Source organism: Pseudomonas benzenivorans (assembly GCF_024397895.1).
In the GTDB taxonomy this organism is placed as follows: domain Bacteria; phylum Pseudomonadota; class Gammaproteobacteria; order Pseudomonadales; family Pseudomonadaceae; genus Aquipseudomonas; species Aquipseudomonas benzenivorans_A.
The window spans coordinates 1,782,396-1,795,175 of record NZ_CP073346.1 but is presented as its reverse complement, the minus strand read 5'-3'; the positions used below and the strand labels follow the sequence as shown (position 1 = coordinate 1,795,175).

Annotated in this window: 13 protein-coding genes; 10 read left to right on the top strand and 3 right to left on the bottom strand. The window is 64.6% G+C overall.

Annotated features, from left to right (window positions below; all coding sequences use genetic code 11):
• Positions 1-120: 120 nt before the first annotated feature.
• Positions 121-900, top strand: coding sequence for an FCD domain-containing protein (locus tag KDW96_RS08445; RefSeq protein ID WP_255839976.1), 780 nt, complete (start codon positions 121-123; stop codon positions 898-900).
• 25 nt (positions 901-925) lie between these two features.
• Here KDW96_RS08445 and smpB read toward each other — a convergent pair whose 3' ends face one another.
• Entirely contained in the window at positions 926-1,408 is a 483-nt protein-coding gene (gene smpB, locus KDW96_RS08440; RefSeq protein WP_255839975.1) for an SsrA-binding protein SmpB, read from the bottom strand.
• Between the two features lie 169 nt (positions 1,409-1,577).
• Between smpB and KDW96_RS08435 the strand changes: the two genes are divergently transcribed.
• The 3 genes from KDW96_RS08435 to KDW96_RS08425 are packed head-to-tail and all read left to right on the top strand — an operon-like array spanning position 1,578 to position 3,763.
• Positions 1,578-2,981 (top strand): sodium-dependent transporter, encoded by a 1,404-nt coding sequence (locus KDW96_RS08435; protein WP_255839974.1) that lies wholly within the window; start codon positions 1,578-1,580, stop codon positions 2,979-2,981.
• A 34-nt stretch (positions 2,982-3,015) separates the two neighbouring features.
• Positions 3,016-3,450 carry a type II toxin-antitoxin system RatA family toxin gene (locus KDW96_RS08430; protein ID WP_255839973.1) on the top strand — a complete coding sequence of 145 codons (435 nt, stop codon included), beginning with the start codon at positions 3,016-3,018 and terminating at the stop codon, positions 3,448-3,450.
• Positions 3,443-3,763: an RnfH family protein gene (locus KDW96_RS08425; RefSeq protein WP_255839972.1), complete on the top strand. Its 321-nt coding sequence runs from the start codon at positions 3,443-3,445 to the stop codon at positions 3,761-3,763. Before KDW96_RS08430 ends, KDW96_RS08425 begins: the two co-directional genes overlap by 8 nt.
• A 66-nt stretch (positions 3,764-3,829) precedes the next feature.
• On the opposite strand, the gene KDW96_RS08420 is transcribed toward KDW96_RS08425, so the two are convergent.
• Positions 3,830-4,348, bottom strand: coding sequence for an outer membrane protein assembly factor BamE (locus KDW96_RS08420; RefSeq protein WP_255839971.1), 519 nt, complete (start codon positions 4,346-4,348; stop codon positions 3,830-3,832).
• A gap of 97 nt (positions 4,349-4,445) precedes the next feature.
• Here KDW96_RS08420 and fur point away from each other — a divergent pair, with 97 nt between their 5' ends.
• Positions 4,446-4,850 (top strand): ferric iron uptake transcriptional regulator, encoded by a 405-nt coding sequence (gene fur / locus KDW96_RS08415; RefSeq protein ID WP_255839970.1) that lies wholly within the window; start codon positions 4,446-4,448, stop codon positions 4,848-4,850.
• Between the two features lie 68 nt (positions 4,851-4,918).
• Here the strand turns inward: fur and recN are convergent, their stop codons facing one another.
• On the bottom strand, positions 4,919-6,592 hold the full coding sequence (gene recN, locus KDW96_RS08410) for a DNA repair protein RecN (RefSeq protein WP_255839969.1): 1,674 nt from the start codon (positions 6,590-6,592) through the stop codon (positions 4,919-4,921).
• Between the two features lie 155 nt (positions 6,593-6,747).
• Here recN and grpE point away from each other — a divergent pair, with 155 nt between their 5' ends.
• The 5 genes from grpE (at position 6,748) to carA (ending at position 12,772) form a co-directional block, all read left to right on the top strand.
• Complete coding sequence (gene grpE, locus KDW96_RS08405) at positions 6,748-7,314, top strand: nucleotide exchange factor GrpE (RefSeq protein ID WP_255839968.1); 567 nt, start codon at positions 6,748-6,750, stop codon at positions 7,312-7,314.
• A gap of 100 nt (positions 7,315-7,414) precedes the next feature.
• Entirely contained in the window at positions 7,415-9,331 is a 1,917-nt protein-coding gene (gene dnaK / locus KDW96_RS08400) for a molecular chaperone DnaK (protein WP_255839967.1), read from the top strand.
• Positions 9,332-9,454: 123 nt separating this feature from the next.
• The gene (dnaJ, locus tag KDW96_RS08395; RefSeq protein ID WP_255839966.1) at positions 9,455-10,582 is read left to right on the top strand and encodes a molecular chaperone DnaJ; all 1,128 of its coding nucleotides are present in this window, start codon (positions 9,455-9,457) and stop codon (positions 10,580-10,582) included.
• A gap of 55 nt (positions 10,583-10,637) precedes the next feature.
• Positions 10,638-11,441, top strand: a complete 804-nt coding sequence (gene dapB / locus KDW96_RS08390; RefSeq protein WP_255839965.1) for a 4-hydroxy-tetrahydrodipicolinate reductase — start codon at positions 10,638-10,640, stop codon at positions 11,439-11,441.
• Between the two features lie 194 nt (positions 11,442-11,635).
• Positions 11,636-12,772, top strand: coding sequence for a glutamine-hydrolyzing carbamoyl-phosphate synthase small subunit (gene carA / locus KDW96_RS08385; RefSeq protein WP_255839964.1), 1,137 nt, complete (start codon positions 11,636-11,638; stop codon positions 12,770-12,772).
• The last annotated feature ends 8 nt before the right edge of the window (positions 12,773-12,780 follow it).

Here is a 12,780-nt window from a genome sequence, read left to right as displayed (position 1 = left end):
ACGGGCCTGCGACTTTGGTCGAATGGCCCGCTCTTGTGCCCTCGGATGGTGCGCTATAGGCTTGCCGAAAGGGCGCCGTTAGGGAGTCGGGCAGGTGGTAAAACCAGTGGAGAGAGCGGGATGGAAGTAGATCAGGTGCGCCAGCGTCGGTTGTCCGACAACATCGTCGAACAACTGGAGACCTTGATCCTGGAGGGCTCATTGAAGGCCGGCGAACGGCTGCCGGCCGAGCGGGTGCTGGCCGAGCGCTTCGGGGTGTCGCGGCCCTCGCTGCGCGAGGCGATCCAGAAGATGGTGGCCAAGGGCTTGCTGGTCAGCCGCCAGGGGGGTGGCAACTACGTGGCCGATTCCCTCGGCTCGACCTTCAGCGATCCGTTGCTGCACCTGCTGGAGAGCAATCCGGAGGCGCAGCGCGATCTACTGGAGTTTCGCCACACCCTGGAGGGGTCCTGCGCCTACTACGCCGCCTTGCGCGCCACCGAGCTGGATCGTGAGCGCCTGAGCGAGGCCTTCGCCGCCCTGCAGGACTGCTACAGCCGCAGCGGCAAGGTGACCCGCAGCGAGGAGGGGGCTGCCGATGCGCGCTTCCACCTGGCCATCGCCGAGGCCAGCCACAATGCGGTGCTGCTGCATACCATCCGCGGCCTGTTCGACCTGCTCAAGCGCAACGTGGTGACCAATATCGGCGGCATGTACGCCCAGCGCAGCGAGACCCGCGACATGCTGATCGCGCAGCACCGGGCGTTGTTCGAGGCCATCATGGACGGGCGGGCGGAAGAGGCGAGGGAACTGTCCAACCGGCATATCGACTATGTCCAGGAGGTGCTCTCCGAGGTGCGGCAGGAGGTGCAGCGCATGGCGCGGGCGCAGCGGCGCAGTCCGCGCGCGAAAGACGAATGATGCGGCGGGAGCGTCGCTCCCGCCCTTATTCGTCCTTGCCCTTGGTGCGCATGGCGCGCTGCACTTCGCGGTCGGCGTCGCGTTCTTTCTCGGTGTGGCGCTTGTCGAAGTCCTTCTTGCCCTTGGCCAGGGCGATCTCGCACTTGACCAGGTGCTGCTTCCAGTAGAGCGACAGGGCCACGCAGGTGTAGCCCTTCTGCTGCACCGAGCCGAACAGCTTGTCCAGTTCACGCTTGTTGAGCAGCAGCTTGCGCGTGCGCGTCGGGTCGGCGATCACGTGGGTGCTGGCGGTCTTCAGCGGGGTGATGTGGCAGCCCATCAGCCAGGCTTCGTCGTCCTTGAGCAGCACGTAGCTGTCGACCAACTGGGCCTTGCCGGCGCGCAGGCTCTTCACTTCCCAGCCGGCCAGGGCCAGGCCCGCCTCGAATTTCTGGTCGACGAAATAGTCGTGCAGCGCCTTCTTGTTCTGCGCGATGGTGCCTTGTGGGTGTTTCTTTTGCTTAGCCATAGGGCGCGCATTATAGGGAGTCGTCCGCGCGGACGCCATGCGCGGCGCAGGGCAAAATCACGGATATTCATCGGCTTGGGCGAGGCTCGAGCTTGGCCGCGCTTGAGCCGCCTCGGTGAATCCCCGACAATGCCCGATCTTTTTTCCAATCAGAGCGGGCGAGTCGCACATGGCGAACGACAAAGTCTCGATTCACGGCGCCTGGGCCAGTCGCTGGGTCTTCATTCTCGCGGCGACCGGCTCGGCCGTGGGCCTGGGCAATATCTGGAAGTTTCCCTACATGACCGGGGTCTATGGCGGCGGTGCCTTCGTCGTCATGTACCTGATCTGCATCGCCCTGGTCGGGGTGCCGATCATGCTGGCCGAGACCCTGATCGGGCGTCGCGGGCGGCAGAGCCCGGTCAATGCCATGAAGAGCCTGGCCATCGAGGCGGGGCACTCCCGCGGCTGGTCGCTGGCCGCGGTCATGGGCATGATCGCCGCGCTGCTGATTCTTTCCTTCTATAGCGTGGTGGCCGGCTGGTCCCTGGACTATATCCTCGGCATGGCCGGCGGCGATTTCGCCGGGATCAGTGGCGACGGTGCCGGTGCCGCGTTCGGGGGGCTTACCAGCGATCCCTGGCGCCTGACGCTCTGGCACACGCTGTTTATGGTCCTCACCGGCCTGGTCATCGCCCGTGGTGTGGTGGCCGGCCTGGAGCGCAGCCTGCGCGTCATGATGCCCCTGCTGTTCGTCCTGCTGCTGGTGCTGCTTGGCTACAGCCTGACCACCGGGCACTTCATGGAGGGCTTCGACTTCCTCTTCCATTTCGACCCGAGCAAGGTGCAGGGCGGCATTCTCGCCGCCATGGGCCACGCCTTCTTCACCCTCAGCGTGGGCGTCGGCTCGATCATGGTCTACGGTGCCTATATGCCGAAGCATGCCTCCATCGGCGCAACGGTGATGGCGGTCGGTCTGCTCGATACCCTGGTCGCGCTGACCGCCGGCCTGGCGCTGTTTCCCATCGTGTTCGCCGCCGGCCTGGAGCCGGGCGCCGGCCCCGGGCTGATGTTCGTGACCCTGCCGATCGCCTTCGGCAACATCGCCTTCGGCCAACTGATGGGTCTGGTGTTCTTCGTGCTGGTGGCGGTGGCGGCCTGGAGTTCGTCGATTTCCATGCTCGAGCCGGCGGTGGCCTACTTCGTCGAGCGCAGCGGGCGCAGTCGGGCTCAGGTGACCGCGCTGCTGGCGCTGCTGTGCTGGGTGGTCGGCATGGGCACGGTGCTGTCGTTCAATGTCGGCGCCGAGGCCAAGTTCTTCGTGTTTGCCGAGGATGGCTTCCGCCTGTTCCAGTGGGGCGCCGAGGGCGGCAAGACCTTCTTCGACAGCATCGACTACCTGACCAGTCGCATTCTCCTGCCGCTTGGCGGCCTGAGTTTCGCCCTGTTCGCCGGCTGGGTACTGAGCCGCGACGCGGTCCGCGAGGAGTTGGCGATCAAGAGCCCGCTGCTTTTCAATCTGGCGCTCTGGCTGATTCGCGTGGTCGCCCCGATCGGCGTGCTGGTGGTGTTCATCGCCGAGTTGAGCAAATGAGGGCAAGCAAGTTGATGAGTGAAGTCGCCGGCCTATGAGTACCCATATCCACCGCTCGGCCCTGCTGCCCTATCCGGCCCGGGCACTGTTCGACCTGGTCAACGATGTGGCGAGCTATCCGCAGTTTCTGCCCTGGTGTTCCGCCAGCGAGGTGCTGGAAGTGAGCGAGACCCGCATGCGCGCCAGTCTCGCCGTGGCCAAGGCCGGTCTGAGTCAGCGCTTCGTGACCTGTAATACCCTGGTGCCGGGCGAGTCGATCGAACTGAATCTGGAAGAGGGGCCTTTCACCCAGCTGCATGGGCGCTGGGAGTTCAAGGTGCTGGGGGAAAAGGCCTGCAAGATCAGCCTCGACCTGACCTTCGACTACGCCGGACCCATAGTGCGTGCGACCCTCGGACCGTTGTTCAACCAGGCGGCCAACACCCTGGTGGATGCCTTCTGTCAGAGGGCCAAGGAACTGTATGGATAGCAAAACCATAGTGGTCGAGGTGGTCTATGCCTTGGCCGACAAGCAGAAGCTGCTGCGCCTGAGCCTGTCTCATGGCACCACGGTGCGCCAGGCCGCGCTGCAGTCCGGCATGGATGCGCATTTCCCCGGGCTGGATCTGGCGGGCAGTCCCCTGGGGATATTCGGCAAGGCGGTGGCCAAGCCCGATGAGCGGGTGCTGGAGGATGGCGAGCGGGTGGAGATCTATCGCCCGCTGATTGCCGACCCGAAGGAGGTGCGCAAGCAGCGGGCGGCTCGGGCGGCGAAGGCCAAGGCCGACGAGCAGAGCGTCTGACGCGACATTGGCGCCCACAAAAAAGCCCGGACCTGGTCCGGGCTTTTTGCATCTCCCTTGTCGCGCTTACTGCGGCGAGGTTTCCAGGGGTTCCGGGGTCGGTACCGGCACGGCCTCGACGCTGTCGACTTCGCTCTGGATCTGCTCGAGCAGGGAGCCCGGAGCTGGTGCGGCTTCCTCGACCTGCGGCTGCGCGCGGATCGGCGTGGTCACGTCGCCATCTTCGCCGAGAATCGCCTGGTCGCGGCTGACGCCCGGCAGGAAGTCGCCGGCCAGGCCGACCAGTTGGTCGTTGCCATCGAAGACCAGGCTGACGCGCTCCTGCAGACGCTGCCCGCCGCCGGGCTGGATGCTATAGAGGTAGTCCCAGCGATTGCTGTGGAAGGTGTCGGTCAGCAGCGGGTTGCCCATGATAAACCGCACTTGGCGGCGGGTCATTCCAGGGCGCAACTGGTCTATCATGTCCTGCGTGACGACATTGCCCTGTTGGATGTCGATTTTGTAAACCCCGGGGAATGAGCAACCGGCGAGTGCGAAGAGCCCCGTTAAGGTGAGGCTGGTCAGCAGGAGCTTGGCATTTTGCATCGGTGGGTGACTTCCACTATCTTGGCTGGGCAATGTAAACCCGGATCATACCCGCAATAAGGGAAGCTGCGAAACCGCTTCCACGAGAAAGCAGACCATGGTTGAAAATAGCGAACTACGCAAGGCTGGCCTCAAAGTGACCCTGCCGAGGGTCAAGATTTTGCAAATGCTCGACTCCGCCGAGCAGCGCCACATGAGCGCAGAAGATGTTTACAAGGCGCTGATGGAGGCGGGCGAGGATGTCGGCCTGGCCACGGTGTATCGGGTGCTGACCCAGTTCGAGGCGGCGGGACTGGTGGTGCGGCACAATTTCGACGGCGGCCACGCGGTCTTCGAATTGGCTGACAGTGGTCATCATGACCATATGGTCTGCGTCGATTCCGGCGAGGTGATCGAGTTCTTCGATCCGGAGATCGAGAAGCGTCAGAAGGAGATCGTCCGCGAGCACGGCTTCGAGCTGGTCGATCACAACCTGGTGCTCTACGTCCGCAAGAAGAAGTAGGCGTTCAAGCGCTGCATGAAAAAGGCGACCCTGGGGTCGCCTTTTTGCTGGCTGGTGCTCGGCGCTGCTCAGGCCTGGGCGCTGGTGACCATCTTGCGGGCGTGAGCCAGGGACTCCTCGGTGAGGTCGACGCCGCCGAGCATGCGGGCGATCTCCTCGACCCGCTGATCGGCCTCGAGCCTGCTCACCGCCGTGCGGGTGGCGTCGCGCTCGCGCACCTTGTGTACGAACAGGTGCTGGTGTCCTTGTGCGGCTACCTGCGGCAAGTGGGTGACGGTAAGGACTTGGCCGCGTTCGCCGAGGCGACGCAGCAGCTGGCCGACCACTTCGGCCGTCGGTCCGCCGATGCCGACATCGACTTCGTCGAACACCAGGGTCGGCACCCGCGAGGTCTGTGCGGTGATCACCTGGATGGCCAGGCTGATGCGTGACAGTTCGCCGCCGGAGGCGACCTTGGCCAGGGCCTTGAGCGGCTGGCCGGGGTTGGCGCTGACCAGGAATTCCACCTGCTCCAGGCCGTTGGCCTGGGGCTCATCGCTGGCGTTGCCGCGCAACTGGATGCTGAAGCGTCCGCCGGGCATGCCCAGGCTGTGCATTTCCGTTTCCACGGCAGTGGCCAGGCGGTCGGCTGCCGCGCCGCGCAGGGCACTCAGTTCGGCGGCCTTTTCCTGATAGTGGCGGGCATAGGCGCTCAGTTCCTCGCCGAGGCGTTCGACGGCCTGGTCGTCGGCATTGAGGCTTTCCAGCTCCTCGAACAGCTGCTGCTGCATCGCCGCCATTTCGCTGGGCTGGATGCGGTGCTTGCGGGCCAGGGTGTAGATGGCATCAAGGCGCTCCTCCAGGATTTGCAGGCGCTCCGGGTCGGCATCGAAGTGGTCGAGGAAACGGTTGAGTTCGCCGACTGCCTCCTCCACCTGGATCTGCGCGCTGGCCAGCAGGTTGATCGCTTCGTTCAGGGCCCCCGGTTGACCCTGGAAGCCGCTGAGGCGGTTGAGGCTGGCGGTCAGCGCCGACAGCACGTTGCCCGCATCGTTCTCGCTGCACTGCTCGATGACCAGGCGGCAGGCGCTGAGTAGGCTCTCGGCGTTGGTCAGGGTCTTGTGCTCCTGCTCGAGCTGTTCCAGCTCCTGTTCGCCCAGGGCCAGGTTGTCCAGTTCCTCCAGCTGGTAGCTGAGCAGCTGGTGGCGGGCGCGCTGCTCGTCGCCGAGCCCGGAAAGGCGTTCCAGCTCGCTCTTGGTCTGCTTCCAGCGTTGCGCGGCCAGCTGCACCTGGCGCGCCAGCTCCTGGCTGCCGGCGTACTCGTCGAGCAGGCGGCGATGGGTCTCGGTCTTGAGCAGTGACTGGTGTTCGTGCTGGCTATGGATGTCGATCAGCAGCTCGCCGAGGGCCTTGAGGTCGCCCTGGGGGCAGGGTGAGCCGTTGATGTAGCCGCGCGAGCGGCCTTCGGCGGTGATCACGCGGCGCAGGATGCACGGGCCGTCGTGGTCCAGGTCGCGGTCGGCCAGCCAGGCCCGCGCCTCGGGGATGTCGTCGAGGTCGAAGCTGGCGAGGATGTCGGCCTTGTCGGCGCCTGGGCGCACCACGCCGCTGTCCGCACGGTCGCCCAGGCACAGGCCGAGGGCGTCGAGCATGATCGACTTGCCGGCGCCGGTTTCGCCGCTGATCACGCTCATGCCGCTGTCCAGCTCCAGGTCGAGATGTTCAACGATGGCGTAGTTGTGTACGGACAGGTGCACCAGCATGGCGAGGCCTCTCGGGGTTGAAGTCTGGTTATTTATACAGTGTTTGTTTTGTCACTGACAATCCTCTGCCCGCCCTTGAAGCAGGAAATTTTGGCCCCATATAGGCGGCAGGTGTGCAGGTTTCGACCTGCGCCGAATCATTAGAGGAGAGTTGCATGGCAGACGAACAGACCCAAGACAACCAGCTTCCTGAGGTTTCCGCCGAGGTCGAGGCGGCGGGCGGCGAGTTGGATGCCCGTATCCAGGTTCTCGAGGAGGAGTTGGCTGTCGCCCAGGACAAGGCCCTGCGTATGGCGGCCGACCTGCAGAACGTGCGTCGTCGTGCCGAACAGGATGTTGAAAAGGCGCACAAGTTCGCCCTGGAGAAGTTTGCCGTCGATCTGCTGCCGGTCGTCGACAGCCTCGAGCGCGGGCTCGAGCTGTCCAGTCCGGACGACGAGTCGATCAAGGCGGTGCGCGAGGGCATGGAGCTGACCCTGAAGCTGTTCCAGGACACCCTCAAGCGTCACCAGCTGGAGGCGGTCGATCCGGAAGGGGCGCCGTTCAATCCGGAGCATCACCAGGCCATGGCCATGCAGGAAAGCACCCAGGCCGAGCCGAACAGCGTGCTCAAGGTGTTCCAGAAGGGTTACCTGCTCAATGGCCGGCTGTTGCGTCCGGCCATGGTGGTGGTGAGCAAGGCCCCGGCAGAAGCGCCGCCGTCCATCGACGAGCAGGCTTGAAATTCGCCGGCGAGCCCCCATTTGTTGAATCAAGCGTTTTAGTGCTACCGCGGCCAGCCAAGCGAGGCGGCGGGAATATCCAAGTTTCGGGAGAGTGAATATGGGCAAAATCATCGGTATCGACCTGGGGACCACCAACTCCTGTGTCTCCATTCTGGAAAACGGCAGCGTCAAGGTGCTGGAGAACGCCGAAGGCGCTCGCACCACGCCGTCGATCATCGCCTACAGCAACGACGGCGAGATCCTCGTCGGTCAGTCGGCCAAGCGCCAGGCGGTGACCAACCCGCACAACACCCTGTACGCGGTGAAGCGCCTGATCGGCCGTCGTTTCGAAGAAAACGTGGTGCAGAAAGACATCCAGATGGTCCCGTACAAGATCGTCAAGGCTGACAACGGTGACGCCTGGGTGCAGGTGAAAGACCAGAAGATGGCGCCGCCGCAGATCTCCGCGGAAGTGCTGAAGAAGATGAAGAAGACCGCCGAGGACTACCTCGGCGAGCCGGTGACCGAAGCGGTGATCACCGTGCCGGCCTACTTCAACGACAGCCAGCGCCAGGCCACCAAGGACGCCGGTCGCATCGCCGGTCTGGACGTCAAGCGGATCATCAACGAGCCGACCGCCGCGGCGCTGGCCTACGGCATGGACAAGGCCAAGGGCGACCACACCGTGATCGTCTATGACCTGGGTGGCGGTACCTTCGATATCTCGGTGATCGAGATCGCCGAAGTGGACGGTGAGCACCAGTTCGAAGTGTTGGCCACCAACGGCGACACCTTCCTCGGTGGTGAGGACTTCGACCTGCGTCTGATCGACTACCTCGTCGAGGAATTCAAGAAAGAAAGCGGCATGAACCTCAAGGGTGACCCGCTGGCCATGCAGCGCCTGAAGGAGGCGGCGGAGAAGGCCAAGATCGAGCTGTCCTCGAGCCAGCAGACCGACGTCAACCTGCCGTACATCACCGCCGACGCCAGCGGTCCGAAGCACCTGAACGTGAAGATCTCCCGTTCCAAGCTGGAGTCCCTGGTCGAGGACCTGGTGCAGCGCACCATCGAGCCGTGCCGCATCGCCCTCAAGGACGCCGGCATCGACGTGGGTTCGATCCACGACGTGATCCTGGTCGGTGGCCAGACCCGCATGCCGCTGGTGCAGAAGACCGTTGCCGAGTTCTTCGGCAAAGAAGCGCGCAAGGACGTCAACCCTGACGAGGCCGTGGCCATGGGCGCCGCCATTCAGGGCGCGGTGCTGGCTGGCGACGTCAAGGACGTGCTGCTGCTCGACGTATCGCCGCTGACCCTGGGCATCGAGACCATGGGCGGGGTGATGACCGCGCTGATCGAGAAGAACACCACCATTCCGACCAAGAAGTCCCAGGTGTTCTCCACGGCCGATGACAACCAGAGCGCCGTGACCATTCACGTGCTGCAGGGCGAGCGCAAGCAGGCCTCGCAGAACAAGTCGCTGGGCAAGTTCGACCTGGCCGAGATTCCGCCGGCTCCGCGCGGTGTGCCGCAGATCGAAGTGACCTTCGACATCGACGCCAACGGCATCCTGCATGTCGGCGCGAAGGACAAGGCCACCGGCAAGCAGCAGTCCATCGTGATCAAGGCCAACTCCGGTCTGTCCGAGGAAGAGATCGAGCAGATGGTGCGCGACGCCGAGGCCAATGCCGAGGAAGACCGCAAGTTCGAGGAGCTGGCGACCGCCCGCAACCAGGGCGATCAGCTGGTGCATGCCACTCGCAAGATGCTCACCGAGGCGGGCGACAAGGCCACCGAAGAGGAGAAGGCGGCGATCGAAAAGGCCCTGGGTGAGCTGGAAGCAGCGGTCAAGGGCGACGACAAGGCGGCCATCGAGGCCAAGATGAACGCCCTGTCCGAGGCGACCACGCCCCTGGCGCAGAAGATGTACGCCGAGCAGCCGCAGTCGGGTGCCGCAGGCGAAGCGGATGGTTCGGCCAAGAGCGCCGGCGACGACGTGGTCGACGCCGAGTTCGAAGAGGTCAAGGAAAACAAGTAAGCCCAGGCTTGCTGGTGCTCCATCCGGTCGAGGCAGGTGTCGCGACCGGGACGATTCGCCGCGCGGGGGCTTGCTCCCGCGTTGGCGTGTCTGAAGGAGGCGATTTGAGGGTGTTGAGGATTTATGTCTAAACGTGATTATTACGAGGTGCTGGGTGTCGAGCGCGGCGTCAGCGAAGCGGAGCTGAAAAAGGCTTACCGGCGCCTGGCGATGAAGCACCACCCGGACCGCAATCCCGACGACAAAGCGTCGGAAGAGAAGTTCAAGGAGGCCAACGAGGCCTACGAGGTGCTGTCCGACGCCAGCAAGCGGGCGGCCTACGACCAGTACGGCCATGCCGGCGTCGACCCGAGCATGGGGGGCGGCGCTGGCGCCGGTTTCGGTGGCGCGAACTTCTCCGATATCTTCGGCGATGTGTTCAGCGACTTCTTCGGCGGTGCGCGCGGCGGCCAGCGCGGCGGCGCGCAGCGTGGCAGTGACCTGCGCTACACCCTGGAGCTGGATCTGGAAGAGGCGGTGCGCGGCACCACGGTAACCATTCGCGTGCCGACCCTGGTCAACTGCAAGCCGTGCGACGGCTCGGGCGCCAAGAAGGGCACCAGTCCGGTGACCTGTACCACCTGTGGCGGCATCGGTCAGGTGCGCATGCAGCAGGGCTTCTTCTCGGTACAGCAGACCTGCCCGCGCTGCCATGGCAACGGCAAGATGATCACCGACCCCTGCGGCTCCTGCCACGGCCACGGCCGTGTCGAAGAGCACAAGACCCTGTCGGTTAAAGTGCCGGCCGGCGTCGACACCGGCGATCGCATCCGCCTGTCCGGCGAGGGCGAGGCGGGCGCCATGGGTGGCCCGGCCGGCGACCTTTACGTGGTGGTCAACGTGCGCGAGCACTCGATCTTCCAGCGTGACGGCAAGCACCTGTATTGCGAGGTGCCGATCAGCTTCGCCGACGCCGCCCTGGGCGGTGAGCTGGAAGTGCCGACCCTGGACGGTCGGGTCAAGCTGAAGATCCCTGAAGGTACCCAGACCGGCAAGCTGTTCCGTCTGCGCGGCAAGGGCGTGGCGCCGGTGCGCGGCGGTGGTGCGGGTGATCTTATGTGTCGGGTGGCGGTGGAAACCCCGGTCAATCTGGATCGGCGTCAGCGCGAGCTGCTCGAGGAGTTCCGTCAGTCCCTGGCTGGCGACAGCTCCCACTCGCCCAAGGCCAGTGGCTGGTTCGAGGGTGTGAAGCGCTTCTTTGGCGACCTGTAACTAGCCGGCCGGGCCTTGGGCCCGGTTTCGGGCATCCAGCTTGGAGCTTGTAGATATGCAACGAATTGCCGTGATGGGCGCCGCTGGGCGCATGGGCAAGACCCTGATCGAGGCGGTGCAGCAGGCCGATGGCGCCGCGCTGAAGGCGGCGATCGATCGCCCGGACAGCAGCCTGGTTGGCGCCGATGCCGGCGAACTGACCGGGCTGGGCAAGCTTGGCGTGCCGTTGTCCGGTGACCTGGCGGCGGTGCTGGATCAGTTCGACGTGCTGATCGATTTCACCCACCCCTCGGTGACCCTGAAGAACCTGGAGGTCTGCCGCCAGGCCGGCAAGGCCATGGTCATCGGTACCACCGGCTTCAGTGTCGAGGAAAAGCAGTTGCTGGCCGAGGCGGGCAAGCAGATTCCGATCGTCTTTGCCGCCAACTTCAGCGTCGGCGTCAACCTCTGCCTGAAACTGCTGGATACTGCGGCACGGGTGCTTGGCGATGAGGTGGACATCGAGATCATCGAGGCCCATCACCGGCACAAGGTCGATGCGCCGTCCGGTACCGCGCTGCGCATGGGCGAGGTGGTGGCGCAGGCCCTGGGCCGTGATCTGCAGAAGGTCGCGGTCTATGGTCGCGAGGGGCAGACCGGGGCCCGTGAGCGCGAGACCATCGGTTTCGCCACGGTGCGCGCCGGTGACGTGGTGGGCGACCATACCGTGCTGTTCGCCGCCGATGGCGAGCGGGTGGAAATCACCCACAAGGCGTCCAGTCGCATGACCTTCGCCAAGGGGGCGGTGCGCTCCGCCTTGTGGCTGCAGGAGCGCAGTGCTGGGCTGTACGACATGCAGGACGTTCTGGGCCTTAACTAGGGCTCGACAGACTGCTCTGGAGGCTTATCTGGCGGTGGACCGAAAAGTCACTTTCCTGTAAGCTTCCCGCTTTAGTGTGTCCACTAAAAGTTACGCAGAATGAATGAAATAGAAAAGCGGGGTGACGGTCGATACGTCATCCCGCTTTTTTACAACCTGCGTTTGCTTCAAGCCTTGATCGACGGGAGGTCTTCTTGACTAAGCCAGCCATACTCGCCCTTGCTGACGGCAGCATTTTTCACGGCGAGGCCATCGGTGCCGATGGCCATACTATTGGAGAGGTGGTGTTCAATACCGCCATGACCGGCTATCAGGAAATCCTCACAGATCCCTCCTATGCCCAGCAAATCGTTACCCTGACCTACCCGCATATCGGCAACACCGGCACCACGCCGGAGGACGCCGAGTCCAATCGGGTCTGGGCCGCCGGCCTGATCATTCGCGACCTGCCGCTGACCGCCAGCAACTGGCGCAACAAGCAGTCGTTGCCTGACTACCTGAAGGAGAACGGCACGGTTGCCATCGCCGGCATCGACACTCGCCGCCTGACCCGCATCCTGCGCGAGAAGGGTTCGCAGAATGGCTGCATCCTCGCCGGCGCGGACGCCACCGAGGAGAAGGCCCTGGAGCTGGCGCGCAGCTTCCCCGGCCTCAAGGGCATGGACCTGGCCAAGGTGGTCAGCTGCACCGAGCGCTACGAGTGGCGCGAAAGCACCTGGGACCTGAAGGACGACAGCCATCCGCAGATCCCGGCCGCCGAGCTGTCCTACCATGTGGTCGCCTACGACTACGGGGTCAAGCTCAACATCCTGCGCATGCTGGTGGCGCGCGGCTGCCGCCTGACCGTGGTGCCGGCGCAGACCCCGGCCAACGAAGTGCTGGCGCTGAACCCGGATGGTGTGTTCCTGTCCAACGGCCCGGGTGACCCGGAGCCTTGCGACTACGCGATCCAGGCCATCAAGGATGTGCTGGAAACCGATATCCCGGTGTTCGGCATCTGCCTCGGCCACCAGCTGCTGGCCCTGGCCTCCGGCGCCAAGACCCTGAAGATGGGGCACGGCCACCACGGCGCCAACCACCCGGTGCAGGATCTGGATTCCGGCGTGGTGATGATCACCAGCCAGAACCACGGCTTCGCCGTGGATGAGGCCAGCCTGCCGGGCAACGTCCGCGCCATTCACAAGTCGCTGTTCGACGGCACCCTGCAGGGCATCGAGCGCACCGACAAGGTCGCCTTCAGCTTCCAGGGCCACCCCGAGGCGAGCCCCGGCCCGCACGACGTCGCACCGCTGTTCGACCGCTTCATCGAAGCCATGGCCAAGCGCCGCTAAGCCACGCC